The organism is Archangium sp., assembly GCF_057119385.1.
In genome coordinates, this window is sequence record NZ_DBNGVP010000061.1 from 22,045 (window position 1) to 41,700 (window position 19,656).

Sequence of the window (19,656 nt, forward strand, 5' to 3'; positions counted from 1 at the left end):
AGCTTCGCGAGCGGCAGCAGTGGTCGAGCGCGAAACGGGCCCGCTCCGGCCAGGGGGAGAACCAGGCGGCGACGAATCGGGGGCGGCTCATGCCGCGAGCATAGCCGCTTCCCTGGCAAGCCCGAGGGAGGTGGGTGGCTGCGCGTCCGGGCGGCCAAGGTGTCCCCGAGGGCATGGACGCCGGGCCAGTGGCTGTTACCGGCAGGGGGTGTTGGATGGACAGAGGGAGATGGGAATGAATGGGGCCCTGGAGGGCCCGGCCTCGCGGCTCGACCTGGAGGCGGTCCAACTGGAGGTGCTGTGGAACGCACCCATCGGTATCGCCCTCGTGGACCGGCGGCTCCAGGTGGTCCGCTTCAACCGGGCCATGGCCGGGCTGCACGGCCCGCGCACCCGGGCCTGGCCGGGCATGGGTCTGGCCGACGTGTTTCCTCCGGGGGAGGCCACGCAGGACCTGCTCTGGCGCCTCCAGCAGGTGCTCACGACGGGACGGCCCTTCCCCTGGCTGGAGCTGGAGTGGGGGCGGGTGAGCTGCCATCCCCTCCATGAGGGCCTGGAGATGGTGGGGCTCTGCCTGTACGTCGAGGAGGTGCCCGAGCCGAGGCTCGCACGCGAGGCGCTCCGGTTCAGCGAGGAGCGGCTGCGCATGTCCCTCGCCTCGGCCTCCATCGGCACCTGGGACTACAACCCCGCCACCGGCGAGTTCCTGTGTGACGCCCGCGCCCAGGCGCTCTTCGGCGCCCCGCCGGACTACCGGATGGACTGCGAGCGGTTCCTCTCCATCGTCCATCCCGAGGATCGCGAGCGCACGGCGCAGGTCATCCAATGGGCCGAGACCCCGGAGAGTGGCGGGGGCTATGACATCGAATACCGCGTCATCGGCATCCAGGATGGCATCGAGCGGTGGCTCTCCGCCCAGGGGCGCGCCTGGTTCGATGAGCGGGGCCAGCTGCTGCGCTTCAGCGGCACGGTGGTGGACATCACCCAGCGCAAGCGCGCCGAGGCCAGTGCCCGCTTCCTCTCGGAGGCCAGCCGGCTGCTCGCCGAGCGCCTGGACCGGGCGGAGGAGATCCTCGAGCGGGTGGCCCGGCTCGCCGCCTCCTCCATCTGCTCCTACTGCATCATCGGCGTGGCGCGGGCGGACGGACATCTGCCGCGCGTGGCCGCGGCGCACCGCGAGCCGTCCGAGGAGCCGCTCGTCCAGCGCGCCAGGAGCTTCGTGCCCCAGGCCCCGGGGAGGAGCCCGCTGCTGGAGGGGGTGCACACGGGGAAGTCCGTCCTCATCCGGGAGTTCACCCGGGACGTCCGCCAGCGCTACGCCGTCTGCCCCGAGCACCTGGAGGTGATGAACACGCTGGATGCCCACTCGGTGATGACGGTGCCGATGCGCGCGGGGGGCAAGGTGCACGGGATGATGATCTTCGCCGCCTGCGCCCCGTTGCGGCGCTTGGACGAGCAGGACCTGTCGCTCGCGGAGGAGCTGGCGCACCGGGTGGGCATGTCGCTGGAGAACCTCCGGCTCTACGAGGAGGCCCGGCAGGCGGTGGGCCTCCGGGACGAGTTCCTTTCCGTGGCGAGCCATGAGCTGAAGACGCCGCTCACCTCGCTCAAGCTCCAGCACACGCTCATCGACAAGTGCCTGACGCCCGAGTGCCGGGCGTCCGTGGGCACGCGGCTCCCCAAGGCGATGCGTCAGGTGGAGCGGCTCACCTCGTTGGTGGACAGCCTGCTGGACGTGAGCCGCATCGGCGCCGGCCGGCTGGGGCTCGAGCCCGTCGACATGGAGCTCACCGGACTGCTGCGCGAGGTGATGGAGCGGCTCTCCGAGGTGTTCGCCCAGGCCGGGTGCGCGGTGGACTTCCCCGCCACGCCGCCCGTGCACGGGTATTGGGATCCGCTGCGCTTGGACCAGGTGCTCGTCAACCTGCTGTCCAACGCGGCCAAGTACGGCGCGGGCAAGCCCATCCACGTGCGCGTGACGGTGGAGGACGAGCGGACACGGCTGATGGTCCGGGACGAGGGCATCGGCATCGCCCCCGCGGACCTGCCGCGCCTGTTCTCCCGCTTCGGGCGCGCCGTGTCCGAGCGGCACTACGGCGGCCTGGGGCTGGGGCTCTTCATCTCCAAACAGATTGTCGAGGCCATGCAGGGCAGCATCCGCGTGGAGAGCGAGCTGGCGCGGGGCTCGACCTTCACCGTGGAGCTGCCGCTGCGTGCCCGGGCGTGAAGAAAGACACCGCCCGGAGATACGTCTTCTCCCGGAGCCCCCTCCGTCAGAAGAACGTACCTCCGGGCGATGGGGCCGCACCCGGGAGGCAGCGCCGGGTGCGGCATTCCTCGTACGGCTTCAGGTGAAGCTCAGTTCTCCGGGTACGCGGTCCAGCCGGCCGTCCAGTCCGTGCTGCCCACCGCGCCGATGAACTTCGCGGTGGCGTCGAAGAACGGATCCGCCGGCGTGGCGGCGTTGGAGGTGAGGAGCGCCTGCGACTCGGCGGCCGGCTTGAAGTTGGGCGTCTTGGCGTTCACCGCGGCGCTCAGCATGGGGTCCACCACGCGGTTGTTGTTCACCGTGGCGAGGAGCTGCTCGTTCTCCTTGTAGATGGTGCCGTCGCTCAGCCGGGTGGCGTCCGCGTTGGTGGTGTTGCCCGCGGCGTCCTTCACCGGGTTGGCCGAGTAGTCGATGGACGTGGTGTTGCCCTTGTTCATCCAGAAGAGGGTGTTCTTGATGCTCAGGTTGCCGGACTCGGACAGCTGCGCCGAGGCCGCGCCGTCCACGTCCACCGCCTTGTCGGCGAAGTAAGCGACGATGGCGTTGTTGAGCTTCACGCCGGCGCCGGTGTTGAACACCAGGCCCTCCTGCTTGGTGCCCGTGGTGGCCGGGGCGCGGTTGGAGCCGATGAAGGAGGCGTTCCAGATCTCCGGCACCGAGCGCGGGGTGGCCGTGTTGGTGGTCTTGTTGCCGCTGGCCTCGATGGCGCGGTTGCCCACCCGGTCGTTCTGCTGGACGATCAGGAACTGCACCTTGCCGCTGTAGCCCAGGTCATAGTCCAGGCCGTCGTCGTCCGGCTGGCTGATGACGAGGTGCTTGAGGTTGGCGGTACCGCCGAACATCTCCACGCCGTCGTCCGCGCCCTTGTGCACCTGGACGAAGTCGAGCTCCGTGGCCGAGCCGCACGCGCCCGTGGTCAGGCCGTTGAGCTCGTTGTCCTCGGCCAGCTCGTAGCCGGCGAACTCGATGCGGGCGTACTTCAGCTTGCCGCAGTCGTGGGCGTCGTCGGTACCGCCGTACTTCGTGCGGTCATCGCCGCTGGTGGCGAAGAAGCCCTCGATGGTGTTGCTGCCACCGGCGACGTTGATTCGCGCGTTGCCCAGCAGCACCACGCCGCCCCAGTCACCGGCGGCGCGCTCGCCCTCGGGCTTCGCGCTGGTGAAGACGATGGGCTTCTCCGCCGTGCCCACCGCGTTCAGCTTCGCGTTGCGGGTGATGACGAGCGCGCTGCCCTCCTCACCGAGAATCTTCGTGCCCGGCTCGATGGTGAGCGTGCCGCTCTCCACGAAGATGTAGCCCTTGAGGGTGTAGACCTTGTCGGCCGTCCAGGTGGTGTTCTGCGTGATGTTGGCGCTGACGTCGTCCGCGGTGTCCTGCTCCACCGGGCCGGGGCAACCGGCGAGCAGGGACGTACCAAGGGTGAGGCCGAGAGCGAGCCGCTTCATGGTGTGCTTCCTTTTGACGGGGGTTACAGGGTCCAGCCGAGCGCCGCGGAGAAGGCGATGCCCGGGCGGTACTTCAGGATGGTGATTCCGCCCTGGTCCAAGACGACGGCGGAGTCGAGCAGGTTGGAGCCGGTGAGCTTGAGCTGCAGGTCGTTGCCGAGCTTCTGGCTGACGGACAGGTCCACGCGGTGGAAGGGCTGCTCGTAGACGTCCGGGAGCGGATTGAGGCCGACCTCGCTGATGCGCGGGCCGTAGACGTTGTAGAGCAGGGCCACCTCGGTGCCGCTCTCGGGGCGGTCGTAGCCGAGGTTGAGGTTGATGACGTAGGGCGACTGGCCCTGCATGGGCCGCTGGCTGTTCGTCTGCGCGCCCAGCTTCTCCGGGTCCGTGAGGACGATGTTGGACTGGATGAGCGTCAGGTTGGCCGCGGCGCGGAAGTGGGAGAGCGCCGGGGAGAGGCGGCCGAGCGACGCGCGGGCCTCCAGCTCGACGCCGTAGCTGTTGGCGCCATCCGCGTTCTCGAAGCCCATGTCGCCGGAGTAGCGGAGGATGCGCTCGATGGGGCTCTGGAAGTTCTTGTAGAAGACGCTGGCGGCGAGCACCTCGTTCTCCCCGACGAACCACTCCAGACGGGTGTCGAGGTTGTGGATGCGCGTCTCGAGCAGCTCCGGGTTGCCGGACACGTTCCGGCGGCGGACGAAGTCGAAGAAGATGAACGGGGCCAGCTCGCGGAAGGTGGGCCGGGCCAGCGTGTAGCTGTAGCCGGCGCGCAGGTTCATGTCGGGACGCAGCGCGTAGATGGCGTTGAAGGCCGGCAGCACGTCCAGGTAGTTCGCACGGGTGTTGCCGGTGGAGGTGGTGTCGAACGGGCTGTGGGCGGTGAGCTGCTGCAGCGAGTGCTCCACGCGCACGCCACCCACCAGGCGCAGGGGCTCCACGGGCTTGTAGTCCGCCGTCGCGAAGCCGGCGAAGACGCCGAGGTACGCGTCATAGGCGTCATCGCCGCGCGTGGTCTCGCGCATGCGGACGCTGGTGCCCAGGTGGGAGGAGGCGAAGAGCTCCTCGGGGGGCAGCGAGGTGTCCACCGGGGTGTCGGTGAGCAGGTAGCGGAAGCGGCGGGCCTGGAAGTCACGGAAGGACACCTGGGCCAGACCGCCCGCCTTCACGCGCACGTCGGAGAAGGGCAGGGTGAGGCTGGCGCTGCCGCCGGTGGAGGTTTCTCCGAGCGTGCCGAAGAAGCGCTCGCCGCTGTTGGGCTGGTTGGGGAAGGCGTACTTTCCGGTGGGGGTGCCCAGGTCGTCGCTGTAGAGGGTGTCGCGGGTGTCCGGCTCGTCGCGGTCCACGCGGCTGAAGTTGGCCTGCCAGTCGAGCTCGGCATCGCCCAGGGTGTTGAGGCGGTGGAAGCCGCGCACCTGGTTGAAGGAGAGGGCGCGGGAGACGAACTGCAGGCGCGTGCTCTCGAAGGTCTCCGAGCGGCCGTTGTTCACGCCGCGGGAGGTGAAGGTGGTGCTGTCCGTGCCGCGCGTGTAGAGGCTGAAGAAGGTGAGCTCGTTGTCGCGGTCGAACTGGTAGCCCACGCTGGCGAGCGCGCTGAGGGTGGAGCCCTCGGAGCCCTGGAGGGTGCGGGTGGCGTCCTGGGCCTGGAGTTCGCCCACCGGCATGTCGGCGCGGGCGAACTCGGACTCGCGGACGCTCTCCTTGTGGCCGTAGTTGACGGTGGCCAGGTAGCCCAGGCGGCTGTTGCCGAAGCGCAGCGTGTCACCCATGGACGCGCCCAGGCCCAGGTTGGGCAGCGCGGTGGCGCGGCGCGCGGACCAGATGTTGGGGAAGGACTGCCAGGTGCTCGCCGAGCTGCCCATCCGCTCGTTCTGGGGCAGGCCCGCGGGGAGCTGGCGGTCGGGGCCCGCGAAGCTCAGCGCCTCCAGGAAGCTGCCCGGGTGCGTGTTGCGCTGCTGGAAGGTGGAGATGCTGTCGCCCGAGAAGGTGATGCGCGGCTTGAACTCGAACTTGCTCGGGTAGGTGTTGGTCTCGATGAGGAGCGTGCCACCGCCGAAGGTGCCGGGCAGGTCACTGGTGTAGCTCTTCACCACGTTGAGGTTGGCCAGGAGGCTGGTGGGGAAGAGGTCCAGCGGAACGGAGGGCTCATCCGGCTCGGGGCTGGGCAGCAGCGCGCCGTTGAGCAGCGTCACCGAGTAGCGGCCACCCAGGCCACGCAGCAGCATGAAGCGGCCATCCACCACCGTGACGCTCACCACGCGCTTCACCGCGTCCGAGGCGCTCGAGTCCGGCGTGCGGGCGATCTCCTGGGAGCTGATGGCGTCGGAGACGGCGGCGGCCTTCTTGCGCTCCTGGAGCAGGGCGCCCTCGGCACGGCGGTCCGCGCGGGCCTCGACGACGACTTCCTGCACGGCGCCCGCGTCGGCGCTCAGCTGCACGTCCAGCTTCGTGGCCTTGCCCTGCTCCACGATGACGCCAGTGATGCGGCGGCCCTCGTAGACGTCATAGAAGACGCGCAGGTCATACTTCCCGGGAGGAAGCGCGAGCTGGTAGTTGCCGTCGATGTCGGTGAGCACGCTCTTCTGTCCGCCGGTGACGACCTTCACCGTGGCCTCGATGAGCGTCTCCTTCGTCTGGGCGTCGGTGATCTGGCCGTAGACGCCGGTGAAGCCCGGAGGAGGCGTGGCCGAGTCAGCCATCATCTCGTCGTCGCTGCGCTCGGCGGCGTCAGCGGCGTCAGTGGCGGTGTCACTGGAGGTGGCTGCCGTGCCCACTCCTCCCTCGCCCTCCGGGAGAGGGTCGGGGTGAGGGTGCTGGGTTGAATCCGCGTCAACCTGGGACGAGGACCCGGAGGCCTCTGGAACAGGCGCCTGCGCCATCACGGGCGCGGCCAGCAGTGCGAGCGCCGCCAGTGCGGCGCGAAGGGAATGGAGAGACAACACGGGACTCCTCACCAACGAGCGCGCGTAGAGAACGCGACGCCCGTGGCAACGAAATGGATGGAAGGTGAAAAGGGAGAGACCGGAATGAAGACTTCAGGTCACGGCGCGGCCGGCTCGGCGACGGCGTCGGGGACCACGGCGACGGTGAGATTCCCGCCACGCGCGAGGTCCATGACTTCCATCGCGGTGCCATACGGCACGTCGTTCTCCGCGTCGAAGAACACGATCTTGTCCGGGCGCGCGTTGATCATCCGCTGGAGCCGGGCCACGACCTGGTCGCGCGGCACGTCCTCGCGGTTGATCTGCACGGCGCCCGCCTTGGTGACGGTGAGCACCACGGGAGGCAGTGCGCCGGGAGGAGGCGGAGCCACTTCGGTCTGCTCGTCCGCCTTGCCCGGCACGTCCATCCACATCTGCTTGGTCATCAGCGGGGTGACGACCATGAAGATGATGAGGAGCACGAGCACCACGTCCACGAGGGGCGTCACGTTCATCGCGGGGCGGATGCCGCCCTTGCCACCACCGAGATCAAAGGCCATGGCGCGTCACTCCTTCTTCCGGTCGATGACCTGGAGCGAGATGCCCGGGAAGCCGATGTCCTGCAGCGTCTTGAAGACCCCGCGCACCTCGGCGTAGCGCACGCCCCGGTCCGCCTTGAGCACCACGCGGGCCTCGGGGTCCTTCTCGTGGACGGCGCGGAGCTGCTCGGCGAACTGCGCCTTGGGCACCTCCTTCTTGTCCACGAACAAGGCGCCCTGCGCCGTGAGACTCACGGTGGTGGGGGTGAGCGAGTTCTCCTCGCCCTTGTCCGGATTCGTCACCGCCGGGAGGTCCACCGCCGCGCCTGCCTCGAGCTGCGGGGTGACCACCATGAAGATGATGAGGAGGACGAGCACCACGTCCACCAGCGGGGTGACGTTCATCTCGGGCACGAGCCCACCGCTACGCCGGGCGGACATCGACGCCCTCCTTGCGCGTGGCGCGCTCCACGTCCAGGGCCACCGCGCCCTCCCCGCGCACCGCGGGAGACACCACCCCGTCCACGTCCTCCAGGTGGTCCATGAACTCCTTGCGGGCCAGGTCCAGCGACAGCAGGAGCGCGTCGGAGCGGGTGGTGAGGAAGTTGAACATCAGCACCGCGGGGATGGCCACCAGCAGGCCGAGCGCCGTGACGACGAGCGCCTCGGCGATACCGGCGGACACCGCGCCCAGGCCGCCCGAGCCCGTCTTCGCGATACCGGCGAAGGCCTCGATGATGCCCACCACCGTGCCGAGCAGACCGACGAACGGCGCCACCGAGCCCACCGACGCCAGCACGCTCATGCCCCGGCGCACGTCCGCCGTCACGCGCTCGTAGATGCGCTCCAGGTCTCTCCGCGTCAGCTCCACCGCGCCCAGCTTGCCCTGCGGCGCCGCCTTCTTGGCCAGGTACGTCTTCACGCCACCGCCCAACAGCTTCGCCAGGCTGCTCGCCCGGGCCGCCGAGGACTCGATGACGAACTGCTCGTGCTGCTGCGTCTCCAGCAACTTGCCGGCCCGCGCGGCGAACTTCCGGTCCGCCGCCTTCGAGCGGAAGAAGTAGATGAGGCGCTCGAAGAACACGACCATCGACGCCAGCGCGAAGGCGACCAGCGTGTAGGCGATGCACCGGGCGAAAAAGCCCATGTGGTGGTAGATCTCGATCAGATTGAAGTTCATCTGGGGGGCTCCGGCGGGTGAGACAGAGGTTGCTCGCTACTTGAGACGGAAGGGGACCTTCACGATGCGGAAGACGGCGGTGGGCTGGCCGTCCACGAGCGCGGGCTCGTAGCGCCACGTGCGCACCGCGGCGATGGCGGCACCCACGAAGGGCTCCTCGCCGCGCATCACCTTGACGTTGCTGACGCCGCCGTCCGCCTCGACGACGATCTTCAGGATGACCATGCCCTCCTGCCCCTTGGCCCTCATGTCCGAGGGGAACTCGGGCAGCAGGTTGGAGCTGAGCTCCTTGGGCGGGGTGGCGGACTCGGGGAGGTTGATGGGCTTGGGCCGCAGCGAGCCACCGGCCACGCCGGGGCTGTCCACGCCCGTGACGATGGCACCCGCGACGAGCTGGCCCGTGCCTCCCACGGCGACGGGCGCCTCGGCCACCGCGTGCTCCGCGTCGGCCTCGGGCGGCTTCTCCACCGGAATCTCCTTGGGCGCCACCATGGCCGCGGGCGCGGCGACGGTGGGCGGCGGAGGAGGCTTCGCCTTCGGCTTGGGCGGCGGGGGCGGCGGGGGAGCCGGCTTCACCTCGACCACCGGAGGAGGAGGCGGCGGCGGACGGAACACCACGTCCACCTTCTTCTCCTTGATGACTTCCCGCACCTGGTTGCCCACGGCCACCGCCGTGAGTCCGATCAGGGCGCACATCCCGAGGGAGGCGACGCCCGAGAGCGCGAACCGCCGGGCGGACTGCACGTCGGTGGCGCTGTCGTAGGTCTCGAACATGACGTCCAGCCGTATAGCGACGTCACGTTTCAGCCACGTGCAGCCCCCGCAACACTTCGTCACGCCGTGCGTCACGTCCGGCTCGCGCGCATCTCACGGCCGTGTCACGCCGTGACGATTCGTGCACGATGGGTGTCGGGTGGGTTTCACGTCACGGATGCGTCACGGTGGGATGACGGAGGTGACTGGAAAGGTCGTCTCCTTCTGGAGCCGTCACCGGGCGGGCAGGCAGGCGGCGGGTACTCTCGGAAGGCCGTTCGTTTGGAGGGGTACACCGAACCGTGCGAGTCTCGTGGACCATCATGTCGGCCGCGGAGCTCCAGGAAATGGAGCAGGGAAGGATCGGTCCCTACCGCCTCCTGGGGAAGTTGAGCTCGGGGGGGATGGGGGTCGTGTACCGCGCGTGTTCCGACGAGACGGGGGAGCGGGTCGCCCTCAAGACGGTGCGGGTGCCCGAGGCGGCCATGCTGCGAGGCATCCGCCGGGAGATCCACGCGCTGCGGCGCATCCAGCACCCGGGCGTGGTGCGCGTGCTCGCCGAGGGCGTGCAGGACGGACTGCCCTGGTACGCCATGGAGCTGCTCGAGGGGCTCACCCTCCGGCGCTACATCGACGAGCTGTGGAAGCGCAACCCCGGCACCACGACGGATGTCATCACCCAGGTCGTCTCCGCTCCCGAGGCTCCGAGCGTCACGGGTTCCACGGGCGTCTCGTTCCGTCCCTTCGGGCCGCCCCCGTTGGAGCAGCGGCGCGAGGCGTCCCTGGAGCGGCTGGGCGAGGTGCTCACCCTGACGCGCCGCCTGTGCTCCGCGCTGGCCTTCCTGCATGGCGAGGGCATCGTCCACCGCGACCTCAAGCCGGAGAACATCGTCATCCGCCCGGACGGCACGCCGGTGCTGGTGGACTTCGGGCTGGCCTCGGCCTTCGGAGGGCCGCTGGGCCGCGAGTCGCTCGATGTCTCCGGCAGCCTGGAGGGCTCCTATGTCTACATGGCCCCCGAGCAGATCAAGGGCGGGCTGGTGGATGCGAGGGCGGACCTCTACTCGCTGGGCTGCATCCTCCATGAGCTGGTGGTGGGGCAGCCGCCCTTCCCGGGCTCGGGCTGGGAGGTGCTGCGGCGGCACCTGCAGGAGCAGCCGTACCGGCTCTCGGAGTGGGTGAAGGGCGTGCCGCCGGAGCTGGATGCCCTGGTGCAGCGCATGCTGGCGAAGGTGCCCCGCGAGCGCATCGGCTACGCCGCGGACGTGGGCGCCGTGCTCGCCGGGCTCGGGGCGGAGGAGCTGCCCCGGCCACCGCGAGGCACACCGCGGCCGTACCTCTACCGGCCCGAGTTCGTGGGCCGGCAGCGGCTCCTGATGGAGATGGAGCAGCGGCTGGCGATGGCCCGCGAGGGCAATGGCGGCTGTCTGCTGATCGGCGGCGAGAGCGGCGCGGGCAAGACGCGCGTGGTGATGGAGTGCGCGGTGTCCGCGGGCCGGACGGCCTTCCGCGTCGTCACGGGTGGGTGCCTCCCGCTGTCCGGAGGAAGCACGGGCGAGCAGCTGTACGGTGAGCCGCTGCATGCCTTCAAGCCGCTGCTGCAGGCCATCGCCGACGAGTGCCGGCACCTGGGTTTCGAGGAGACGGAGCGGCTGCTGGGCGCGCGGGGGCGGGTGCTGGCCCGCTACGAGCCCGCGCTGGCGGATCTGCCCGGACAGGACGCCCGCCCCGAGCCTCCGCGGCTCCCCCCGCAGGCCGCTCGCGAGCGCGTCATGCGCTCCCTGGCCGAGACGCTCGCCGCCTTCTGCGAGAAGGAGCCCGTGCTGCTCGTCATCGACGACCTGCAGTGGGCCGATGAGCTGTCGCTGGGCGTGCTGGACTACTTGCAGGCGGGGTTCCTCGGCGAGTCGCACGTGCTGGTGGTGGGCACCTACCGCAGCGAGGAGCTGGACGCGGCGCTGCGGCTGCTGCTGGCCGCGCCGGGCGTGACGCACCGGGCGCTGGGGCAGTTGGACGAGTCCATGGTGGCGCGGATGGTGGAGGACATGCTGGCGCTGCCCTCGCCGCCGGACACCTTCGTGCGCTTCCTCACGACGCGCTCGGCGGGCAACCCCTTCTTCGTGGCCGAGTACCTGCGCACCGCCATCGACGAGCGGCTGCTCTTCCGGGATGTGTTCGGCCGGTGGCAGGTGGCCGCGGGCGGCGACACCCTGGAGCGGTTGCACGAGGAGCTGCCGCTGCCCGGCGTGCTGCACGACCTGGTGGGCCGGCGGCTGGAGGGCCTGGGCTCGGAGGCGCGGAGCCTGCTGGAGGTGGCGTCGGTGCTGGGCCGCGAGCTGGACGCGGACGTGCTGGCGGTGGCCGCGGGGATGGGGGACCTGCAGGAGCTGGAGGCGCTGGAGGAGCTGCGCGCGCGGCACGTGTTGGAGGACGCGGGCGGCGGGCGGCTGCGCTTCGTCCACGACAAGCTGAGGGAGATCGCCTACGAGGGCATCCTCCCCGAGCGGCGCCGTTCCCTGCACCGCGCGGCGGCCATGGCGCTGGAGGAGCACCACGCGGAGGAGGGGGTGCCCCCGGCGCTCTACCCCGTGCTGGCGCACCACTTCGAGCTCGCCCAGGACGACGTGTGGACCTTCGAGTACCTGGAGAAGGCGGGGACGCACGCGCTGCAGTCGGGGGCGAACCTGGAGGCCTCGGGCTACCTGCGCCGGGCGCTGGAGCTGGAGGTGCGGCGCGGGCAGGACACGGGCGTGCGGGTGGATGCGAGCCGGCGCGCGCGCTGGGAGCGGCTGCTCGCCGAGGCCATGCACGGCCTGTCGGACTTCGAGGCCTGCATCTCGCACGGAAAGCAGGCGCTGGCGGAGCTGGGCCGGCCGCTGCCGGAGACGCCGGGAGGGTTGGGGCGCTTCATCCTGACGCAGGTGGTGCGGCAGGTGCTGCACCTGGTGCTGCCCCGGAAGTGGGTGCGCGAGGAGGATCGGCAGACGCGTGTGTTGCTGGGGGCCTCGGCGCTCGCGGCGACGCGGCTGGCCGAGTGCTACTACTGGCGCTATGACCCGATGCGCATGGTGGCCACCGCGCTGCTGGCGGTGAACCTGGCCGAGCGCGCGGGCCGCGACGCGGAGATGCTGCGGTTGTATGGGCAGCTCGGCTCCATCGCCGGCATGGGACGGCTGCACCCGCTGGCGCGCAGCTACTTCCGCCGCGCCCAGGGCGAGGGCCTGCTGGTGGAGGATCCGAGTGCCACGGCGTTCGGGCTCATCGTCGAGTCGATGTATCACTCGTGCTTCGCGCGCTGGGAGCCGGCCGCGGCCAAGGCGAGCGAGGCGCAGCGGGTGTTGCTGCGGCTGGGAGACAAGGGCGAGTTCGAGCTGTCCGAGGTGCTGCTGGGGCACGTGGACTACTACACGGGGCGCTTCGAGGAGGCGCTGGCGCGCTTCGCGAGCATCCGTGAGTCGGCCCGGAAGCGGGGACATTTCCAGCACGAGGTGTGGAGCGCGTACACCATGGCGCGCAGCCTGCTGGTGCTCGGCCGGCTGGACGAGGCGATGCCGTTGCTGCGCGAGGCGGTGGGGATGCTGCGGGGGAAGCATGATCCGCTCTCGCACATCATCTGCGGCGGGCTGCTGGGGATGGCGTACCTGGAGCGCGAGGAGTGGGAGCGGGCGCGCGACGAGGCGGACAAGGTGATGGAGCTGGCCCGGCGCTACGAGCCCATGCTGTACACGGAGAGCCACGGGTACGAGGGCGCGGCGCGCGTGTACCTGGCGCTGTGGGAGCGCGAGCGGGTGCCCGGACAGAAGCCGCCGCCGGTGGCCGAAGAGGCGAAGCGGGCGTGCGCGCGGTTGTCGTCCTTCGCGGTGCGTTTCCCCCTGTCGGGGGCGGTGGCGCTGCGCTGCACGGGGCGGATGCACTGGTTGTTGGGCCACCAGTGGCGGGCGCGCTCGGCGTGGAAGCGCAGCGCGCGGCTGGCTCGGGAGATGGGCATGCCCTACGACGAGGCGATGGCCTGGCTCGAGCTGGCGCGGGCCTCGGCGCCGGGGAGTCTGGAGCGAGAGGAGTCCGCGCGGCACGCGGTGGAAGGGTTCAGCCGGCTGGGTTGCATCGGGCTGCTGCGTGAAGCCGAGTCGCTGAATCTCCCCTCTCCCCTCGGGAGAGGGACGGGGTGAGGGTGCCACGCATCCCGGGTTGAACCCCCTGTCCCCAATTCGGGCCACGGGTTGAAGAACGGGCCCGGACACCCTCACCCTGACCCTCTCCCGGAGGGAGAGGGAGCATGGCTCACAACCCGGGCCACAGCGGGGTGAGGGTGCGCAGGCTTCCGTCCTGTTCACGGAGCAGCGCCACCACCCGGCCTCGCTGCAGGGCGAGCACGGGTGCTTCCGGATCCGGAAACCCCTCGGGCAGGCGCCAGGCCGGGGGCCGCACCTGTCCGACGGGCACGGAGCGCCCGTGCTTGAGGTCGTTCACCTCGTCGCCCGCGATGACGCGGGAGGCACACCACGGCAGCGCCTCGGGACCGTGCAGCCAGACGCGCCCTCCCGGGCCCGGGTCCTCCCACGGGCCGATGGCGGTGCGGTGCAACCGGGACAAATGGGCCCCGCAACCGAGCGCCCGGCCGAGGTCCCGCGCGAGTGCTCGCACGTAGTAGCCCCCGCGGCAGGTGATGCGCAGGCGGCTGCGGCGCGGCAGCTCATGCGAGAGCCACCGTGCCTCGTGGAGATAGACGCGAGAAGGAGGAAGCTCCACGGACTCGCCCCGGTGGGCCTTCTTGTAGGCCGGCTCGCCACCTACCTTCTTGGCACTGGTCGCGGGGGGCACCTGCTCCCTCCAACCCAGGAAGGGGACGAGCGCGGCATCCAGAATATTGTCCGACAGGCCAGTCGTATCACCTTCATGGATGACCTGACCGAGCAGGTCTCCGTTGTCTGTCTCCGTGCCCCAGGTGACCTCCGCCTCGTACGTCTTCGGAAGGGCGTGCAGCAGGTCCATCAGGTGCGTGGCCGGGCCCGCGAGCAGCAGCAGCAGGCCCTCGGCGAAGGGGTCGAGCGTGCCGCCGTGGCAGACGGGCAGTTGTTTGCGCGTGAGGCCCGCGGCTTCCACCTCGCCCATGAATGCCTGCACCAGCGAGAAGCTGGTGGGGCCCACCGGTTTATGGGCCAGGTAGATGCCGGGATTCATGTGTCGGGTTTCCTCGGAAGTTCATCGGGATGTAGCGCATGCATACCTTTATTTCCGGGGACAACTCGATGGTGGAGACGGGACGGGACAGGACGGGCGAGCCACGGACCGAGGTCTGGGGCCGTGCCGTCCTGCTCTTCGCCGCCTTCTGCGGCCTGAAGGCGCTCAGCTCCCTCTTCGTCTTCCCGCCCCTCCAGAGTGCCTCGGTGTGGCTCCCCAGCGGGTTGACGCTCGCCGTCTTCCTGCGCGCGGCCCCGCGCCGCTGGCCCGTGTACCTGGCCGCCGTCTTCGCCGGCTGGTCCAGGACGTGGTGGAGCGCTTCTCCGAGGAGCTGGGGCGCGCCGGTTGCGAGGTGTCGCTGTCCCTGCAGCCCCACGTCACCGGCAGGTGGGACCGGGCCCGGCTGGAGCAGGCCCTCACCCACCTGTTGAGCAACGCCGCGAAGTTCGGCGCCCGCCGGCCCATCCGGCTCCTGGTGTCGCAGGGGGGTGGCACGGCCCGGCTCGTGGTGGAGGACCAGGGCATCGGCGTCTCCCCGGAGGCGCTGGAGCGCATCTTCGGCCGCTTCGAGCGGGCCGTCCCCACCCAGGAGTATGGCGGCCTGGGGCTCGGCCTCTTCCTCACCCGGCAGATCGTCGAGGCCCATGGGGGCTCCATCCACGTCACCAGCCGGCCGGGCGAGGGGGCCACCTTCGTCCTGGAGCTGCCCGCCTCCCCCCCGGGCTCCTACATGGCCGGGCCCGCCCCCTGGCCCCACCCCCCCGCCGACTCGCACCCCACGTGAAGGGCGGACAACACCCGGGCCTCCCCCCACCCCCCCGCCTGTCCTCCAGCCAACCGATGAACGTAAATGTTTCCGACTGCAACTGGATGGCATACAATCCCGTGACGAGCTGTAACCGTGCGATCTTGCTGGGGCGTCGTCTAAAGGCAGGACGTCAGACTTTGAATCTGATCATCAAGGTTCGAATCCTTGCGCCCCAGCCACCCTTCTTCTCTCGAGGACGGTGGACCGATGCCGCAGCCGCAGAAGTTGCTCCTGCTGGTCCCCCTGGGTAGCCCGACTCCGGTGCTCCTCAAGGAGTTGGAGGGACCCATCTCCCTGCAGCTGGGCCTCGCCTCCGTGGTGAGCAAGGCGTCGCTGCCGGCGCCCACCTACGCCTTCAACAAGGACCGGGGCCAGTACCACTGCAACGCCATCATGCGCCGGCTGGCGGGGCTGCTCGAGCCCGGGCAGTCCATGGTGCTGGGCGTCACGGACGTGGACCTCTTCGTGCCGGACTCGCCCTTCGTGCTGGGCGAGGCGGACCGGGAGTCCAAGAGCGCCGTGCTGAGCCTGTTCCGCCTGCGCCAGGGCGCCGACGGCGAGCAGCTGCGGCGCCGGCTCCAGGTGGAGGCCGTGCACCAGGCCGGGCACCTGCTGGGGCTGTCCTACTGCGAGGACGCCCGGTGCGTGATGTTCTTCTCCCAGACGCCACAGGACTGCGATCGCAAGCAGCTGTCCCTGTGCAACAACTGCCGCAACGAGCTGAACAAGCTCAACCGCTAGGCGCGCCGGCCCTCCGCGCGCGTCCGCTCCCCACTCGTGTTTGAATGCCGCGCCCGCATGGACGTCTCCATGCGCGGGGCCGGAAGACACAGGAGCACGAGCGTATGAAGCTGTTGCGGATTCTCGGGTTGGCGGCGGTGGTGGGGCTGTCGGGGTGTGATTTCGAGGGCTTTGACCCGGATGGCGGCGGTGGTGGCGGCGGCGCCGGCGGCACCTTCAGCCGTGGCTTCGTCTTCGTGCGCAACGGCACCAGCGGCCGCAACCTGTACGCGGTGGATGACGCGGGCGACCCCAACTCCCCGCTGCAGCTCACCACCCAGGGCAACGCGTACTACCCCACCGTGTCGCGCAACGGCCGGCTGGTGGCCTTCGTGTTCCGCTCCGGCACCGCGTCGGAGCTGCGCACGGTGCCCACCACGGGCACGGGCCAGCCCTCCACGGTGTTCTCCAGCACCAGCACCGCCTGCACGGGTTGCGGCAACTTCCGCTTCCCCACCTTCAACCCCAGCGGCAGCACCATCGTCTTCACCCTGGACCAGGGCGGCTACGCGAAGCTCGCCCGGGTGAACGCGGATGGCAGCAGCTTCCAGCTCCTCACCAACGGCAGCCCCTACGTCTACGGCGCCGCCTCCTACTACCCGGATGGGCAGTACGTGCTCGCGTCCGCCGGCTACACCACCAGCCAGCTCAACTTCCTCGTGAAGGTGGGCGTGGCCACCGGCTCCACCGACGTCATCTCCACCAGCCTGGGCAATACCGCCCAGGTGGTGGTGTCCCGCCCCACCGTGTCCCCGGACGGCACCAAGGTCGCCTTCGATGGCCGCACCAGCAGCGGCACGCAGATCTTCGTGGGACTGCTCGGGCAGACGCTCACCAGCGTGACCCAGCTGACGTCCCACACCGGTGAGTACGGCGTCGAGGACACCTGGCCCAGCTGGCGCGGCAACACCGAGGTCGCCTTCCTCTCCAACGCCGGCGGCAACGACAACGTCTACCGCATCAGCATCGCCTCCACCGGCGCGGGCACTCTGCTCGTCCCGGGCGCGCTGGAGCCCTCGTACGGCGGTATCTGAGTTTCGTCTCTGATGCACGAAGGCCCGGGACCCTGTGTGGGGTCTCCGGGCCTTCTTGTTTCAACCTGGGGCCCTCGACACCCTCACCCCGTCCCTCTCCCGGGGGGAGAGGGGATTTGCTCGGAGTTGTTGCCTGGGGTGCTGGGGTGCTGGGAGGCTCGCGGCTACTCGGGCTTGGCGTTCACCGCGACGCTCGGCGCCACCGTGCCCGCTCCCTGCTTCACCTCCAGCGCATCCGCCACCAGCTCGGTGATGTCCTTCACCTTGATGCGCTCCTCGCGGCCCGTGTCGTTCACCGCGTCCTTCAACATCGTCGAGCAGAACGGGCACGCCACCGCGACAATCCCCTTGCCGCCCGGCTCCTTGTACTCGCCCACCAGGCCCGGCTTCTTCTTGTCCGTCGCGTCCGGGTACGGCGTGCTCGGATCCTCGGCGTGCTTGAGCGTCAGCGCCGCCTCGTTCAACCGGTTGTGGTTGATGCGCGTGCCGATGTGCTCCTCCATCCACATCCGCCCGCCACCCGCGCCGCAGCAGAAGCCCTCCCGCTGGCTGCGCTGCATCTCCACCACCTCGAGTCCCGGAATCGCCTTCAGCACCTCGCGCGGCGCGTCGTACACCCCGTTGTGCCGGCCCAGGTAGCACGGGTCGTGGTACGTCAGCTTCTCGTTCATCACCGCGGACAGCTTGATGCGCTTGTCCTTCAGCAACTCGTTGATGAGCTGCGTGTGGTTGATGACCCGGTACTCGCCGCCGAACTCCGGGTACTCGTTCTTGATGGTGTTGAAGCAGTGCGGGCACTGCGTAATCACCGCCTTGACGCCCATCGCGTTCCAGCTCTCGACGTTCGTCTTGGCCATCGTCTGGTACAGGTACTCGTTGCCCAGGCGGCGCGCCGTGTCGCCGTTGCACATCTCCTGCTTGGACAGCGTCGCGAAGCTCACCCCCGCCTCGCGGAGAATCTTCACCAGCGCCCGGCTCACCTTCTTCTGCTTGTCGTCGTAGCTGCCCGCGCAGCCCACGAAGAAGAGGTACTCGTACGTCCCGCCGTCACCCCACGTGGGCAGCGCCAGGTCCTCCGCCCACGCGTCGCGCTTGTCCTGGCCCAGGCCCCACGGGTTGCCCTGGCGCTCGATTCCCTCGAACACGCGCTGGATTTCCTGCGGGAACTCCGCCTTCACCTGCACCTGGTAGCGGCGCATGTCGATGAGCCGCGGCACGTTCTCGATGAACACCGGGCACGCCGTCTCGCACCAGCCGCAGCTCGTGCACGCCCACACCGTCTCCGCCTTCAGCGCGCTCCCGATGATTTCAGGCAGCGGCTCCACCGTGCCCGACGGGCCCCGGCCCTCCTCCACCCACATCTCGTGCTCCCAGATCCAGTGCTTCAGGTCCTGGTTCACGCCCTTGTGGGTGAGCGGCTTGCCCGTGATGTACGTGGGGCAGTGCGTCTGGCAGCGGCCGCACTCGGTGCACGAGTACAGGTCCAGGCCCTGCTTCCACGTCAGGTCCTTCACCGTCGCCGTGCCGAACTCCTCCTTCTCCAGGTTGGGCGTGGGCAGCTTCGCGCTCTGCGTGTTGCGCTGCCCCTGGCCCAGGCGCAGGAAGAACACGTTGGGCAGGCCGGTAATCACGTGGAAGTGCTTGCCCACCGGCAGGAAGTTGAGGAAGGCCAGGATGATGGTCAGGTGGATCCAGAAGCCCGCCACGCCCAGCACGTGCGCCGCGGTCCAGCCCAGCGGCGCCATCGCCATGGCCACCACGCTGGTGACCGGCTCCCACCAGACGAAGTGGGGCGTGGCCAGCGGCATCGCCTGCTCACGCGGCACCATGTGGCTGCCACCGAAGAGGAACTCCGTCACCATCAGCCCCGAGATGAAGCCGAGGATGAGGAAGGCCTCCCAGGAGGGGCTCATGCGGTCCGGCTTCACGCTGGCGCGCATGTAGACGAAGTAGGCCGCGCCCAGCAGCGCCCCGGCCGCCACCAGGTCCTTGGTCAACAGGTAGACGCGGTAGACGTCGAGCAGCAGGGGGTGCGCGCCCCAGAAGGGGTCCTTCAGGTCCGTGAGCAGCACCAGGGCCGTCTCGGAGAAGCCCATCACGAACATCATGATGGTGCGCAGCGCCAGCACCACGAACGCCGCGAAGATGAAGACGTGCATGAGGCCCGGGGTGAACTCCTCCGGATCCACCATGCGCTTCTGCCCCAGTCCGAAGCGCAGCAGCGCGGCGGCTCGCTGGGGGAGGTTGTCCAGCCGGTTCTCCGTCTTCATCGCCAGCAGGACGCCGATGCGTCCGGCCATGGTCATGACGAAGAGGGAGACTCCGACGGCGAGGAGAAGGCCTGTAATGATGGGACTCATGGCGGTTCGGTGAACCTCGCGAAACTGCTGTAACTCCGCAACCCTAACAAGGTTGATTCGCGAATCAAGCGCCTGTCCGGGGTGGGCGCCGCAGTGTTTCTACTGGGGGCGACGCCTGCACGTTCCTCGGGCGGGGCAACGTGGACAGCACGACCGTGCCTCGGGTGCTCGACGTCCGGTGCGTGTGTGCCAGGAGGGGTCCGGCTGTGCCGCCGCGGGGGGCTCTCCCGCGGGGCTGCTGGGGCTGCTGTTCCTGCTCGCCTGGCCGTCCCCCGGCCGGGCCCGGATGCGCCGGAGCTGAAAACGCGGCCCGCCCGGGTCCTCGGAAGGGGTGCTCCGGGCGGGCTGCCACAAGCTCCTGTGTAAATGCAAGCAGGCGTGCACCATGA

Annotated in this window: 13 protein-coding genes and 1 tRNA gene; 6 read left to right on the plus strand and 8 right to left on the minus strand. The window is 69.7% G+C overall.

Going from position 1 to position 19,656, the window contains the following annotated elements; translation table 11 throughout:
• The first annotated feature begins 235 nt into the window (after positions 1 to 235).
• Entirely contained in the window at positions 236 to 2,227 is a 1,992-nt protein-coding gene (locus AC16DP_RS13500) for a PAS domain-containing sensor histidine kinase (protein WP_329733603.1), read from the plus strand.
• 131 nt (positions 2,228 to 2,358) lie between these two features.
• Here AC16DP_RS13500 and AC16DP_RS13505 read toward each other — a convergent pair whose 3' ends face one another.
• The 6 genes from AC16DP_RS13505 to AC16DP_RS13530 all read right to left on the minus strand — a co-directional run bounded on the left by AC16DP_RS13505 (position 2,359) and on the right by AC16DP_RS13530 (position 9,125).
• Positions 2,359 to 3,714: a hypothetical protein gene (locus AC16DP_RS13505; protein ID WP_329733604.1), complete on the minus strand. Its 1,356-nt coding sequence runs from the start codon at positions 3,712 to 3,714 to the stop codon at positions 2,359 to 2,361.
• A 23-nt stretch (positions 3,715 to 3,737) separates the two neighbouring features.
• The gene (locus AC16DP_RS13510) at positions 3,738 to 6,653 is read right to left on the minus strand and encodes a TonB-dependent receptor (RefSeq protein ID WP_329733605.1); all 2,916 of its coding nucleotides are present in this window, start codon (positions 6,651 to 6,653) and stop codon (positions 3,738 to 3,740) included.
• A gap of 98 nt (positions 6,654 to 6,751) precedes the next feature.
• A complete protein-coding gene (locus tag AC16DP_RS13515; RefSeq protein ID WP_329733606.1) occupies positions 6,752 to 7,192 on the minus strand; it encodes an ExbD/TolR family protein in 441 nt (146 codons plus the stop codon).
• A 6-nt stretch (positions 7,193 to 7,198) separates the two neighbouring features.
• Positions 7,199 to 7,612, minus strand: coding sequence for an ExbD/TolR family protein (locus AC16DP_RS13520; protein WP_329733607.1), 414 nt, complete (start codon positions 7,610 to 7,612; stop codon positions 7,199 to 7,201).
• On the minus strand, positions 7,596 to 8,351 hold the full coding sequence (locus AC16DP_RS13525; RefSeq protein WP_329733608.1) for a MotA/TolQ/ExbB proton channel family protein: 756 nt from the start codon (positions 8,349 to 8,351) through the stop codon (positions 7,596 to 7,598). The genes AC16DP_RS13520 and AC16DP_RS13525 overlap by 17 nt, the downstream gene beginning before the upstream one ends.
• Before the next feature lie 36 nt (positions 8,352 to 8,387).
• Positions 8,388 to 9,125 carry an energy transducer TonB gene (locus AC16DP_RS13530; protein ID WP_329733609.1) on the minus strand — a complete coding sequence of 246 codons (738 nt, stop codon included), beginning with the start codon at positions 9,123 to 9,125 and terminating at the stop codon, positions 8,388 to 8,390.
• A gap of 326 nt (positions 9,126 to 9,451) precedes the next feature.
• On the opposite strand from AC16DP_RS13530, the gene AC16DP_RS13535 reads away from it, so the two are divergent.
• The gene (locus AC16DP_RS13535; protein ID WP_329733610.1) at positions 9,452 to 13,273 is read left to right on the plus strand and encodes a serine/threonine-protein kinase; all 3,822 of its coding nucleotides are present in this window, start codon (positions 9,452 to 9,454) and stop codon (positions 13,271 to 13,273) included.
• 112 nt (positions 13,274 to 13,385) lie between these two features.
• Here AC16DP_RS13535 and truB read toward each other — a convergent pair whose 3' ends face one another.
• Complete coding sequence (gene truB, locus AC16DP_RS13540; RefSeq protein ID WP_329733611.1) at positions 13,386 to 14,285, minus strand: tRNA pseudouridine(55) synthase TruB; 900 nt, start codon at positions 14,283 to 14,285, stop codon at positions 13,386 to 13,388.
• A 310-nt stretch (positions 14,286 to 14,595) separates the two neighbouring features.
• On the opposite strand from truB, the gene AC16DP_RS13545 reads away from it, so the two are divergent.
• From AC16DP_RS13545 to AC16DP_RS13560, 4 genes are all read left to right on the plus strand, one after another.
• The gene (locus AC16DP_RS13545) at positions 14,596 to 15,069 is read left to right on the plus strand and encodes a sensor histidine kinase (protein WP_329733612.1); all 474 of its coding nucleotides are present in this window, start codon (positions 14,596 to 14,598) and stop codon (positions 15,067 to 15,069) included.
• Between the two features lie 129 nt (positions 15,070 to 15,198).
• Positions 15,199 to 15,272, plus strand: a tRNA-Gln gene (locus tag AC16DP_RS13550).
• A 28-nt stretch (positions 15,273 to 15,300) separates the two neighbouring features.
• Positions 15,301 to 15,834 carry a non-proteolytic archaemetzincin-like protein gene (locus tag AC16DP_RS13555; protein ID WP_329733613.1) on the plus strand — a complete coding sequence of 178 codons (534 nt, stop codon included), beginning with the start codon at positions 15,301 to 15,303 and terminating at the stop codon, positions 15,832 to 15,834.
• 104 nt (positions 15,835 to 15,938) lie between these two features.
• Positions 15,939 to 16,907, plus strand: coding sequence for a hypothetical protein (locus tag AC16DP_RS13560; protein ID WP_329733614.1), 969 nt, complete (start codon positions 15,939 to 15,941; stop codon positions 16,905 to 16,907).
• A gap of 164 nt (positions 16,908 to 17,071) precedes the next feature.
• On the opposite strand, the gene AC16DP_RS13565 is transcribed toward AC16DP_RS13560, so the two are convergent.
• Positions 17,072 to 19,267, minus strand: a complete 2,196-nt coding sequence (locus tag AC16DP_RS13565) for a (Fe-S)-binding protein (protein WP_483956720.1) — start codon at positions 19,265 to 19,267, stop codon at positions 17,072 to 17,074.
• Positions 19,268 to 19,656 lie beyond the last annotated feature (389 nt).

Bases quoted from the DNA above. Each gene is read 5' to 3' on its own strand.
- AC16DP_RS13500 (WP_329733603.1), top strand. From the start codon at position 236: ATGAATGGGGCCCTGGAGGGCCCGGCCTCGCGGCTCGACCTGGAGGCG.
- AC16DP_RS13505 (WP_329733604.1), bottom strand. From the start codon at position 3,714: ATGAAGCGGCTCGCTCTCGGCCTCACCCTTGGTACGTCCCTGCTCGCC.
- AC16DP_RS13515 (WP_329733606.1), bottom strand. From the start codon at position 7,192: ATGGCCTTTGATCTCGGTGGTGGCAAGGGCGGCATCCGCCCCGCGATG.
- AC16DP_RS13520 (WP_329733607.1), bottom strand. From the start codon at position 7,612: ATGTCCGCCCGGCGTAGCGGTGGGCTCGTGCCCGAGATGAACGTCACC.
- AC16DP_RS13525 (WP_329733608.1), bottom strand. From the start codon at position 8,351: ATGAACTTCAATCTGATCGAGATCTACCACCACATGGGCTTTTTCGCC.
- AC16DP_RS13530 (WP_329733609.1), bottom strand. From the start codon at position 9,125: ATGTTCGAGACCTACGACAGCGCCACCGACGTGCAGTCCGCCCGGCGG.
- AC16DP_RS13535 (WP_329733610.1), top strand. From the start codon at position 9,452: ATGGAGCAGGGAAGGATCGGTCCCTACCGCCTCCTGGGGAAGTTGAGC.
- truB (WP_329733611.1), bottom strand. From the start codon at position 14,285: ATGAATCCCGGCATCTACCTGGCCCATAAACCGGTGGGCCCCACCAGC.
- AC16DP_RS13555 (WP_329733613.1), top strand. From the start codon at position 15,301: ATGCCGCAGCCGCAGAAGTTGCTCCTGCTGGTCCCCCTGGGTAGCCCG.
- AC16DP_RS13560 (WP_329733614.1), top strand. From the start codon at position 15,939: ATGAAGCTGTTGCGGATTCTCGGGTTGGCGGCGGTGGTGGGGCTGTCG.
- AC16DP_RS13565 (WP_483956720.1), bottom strand. From the start codon at position 19,267: ATGAGTCCCATCATTACAGGCCTTCTCCTCGCCGTCGGAGTCTCCCTC.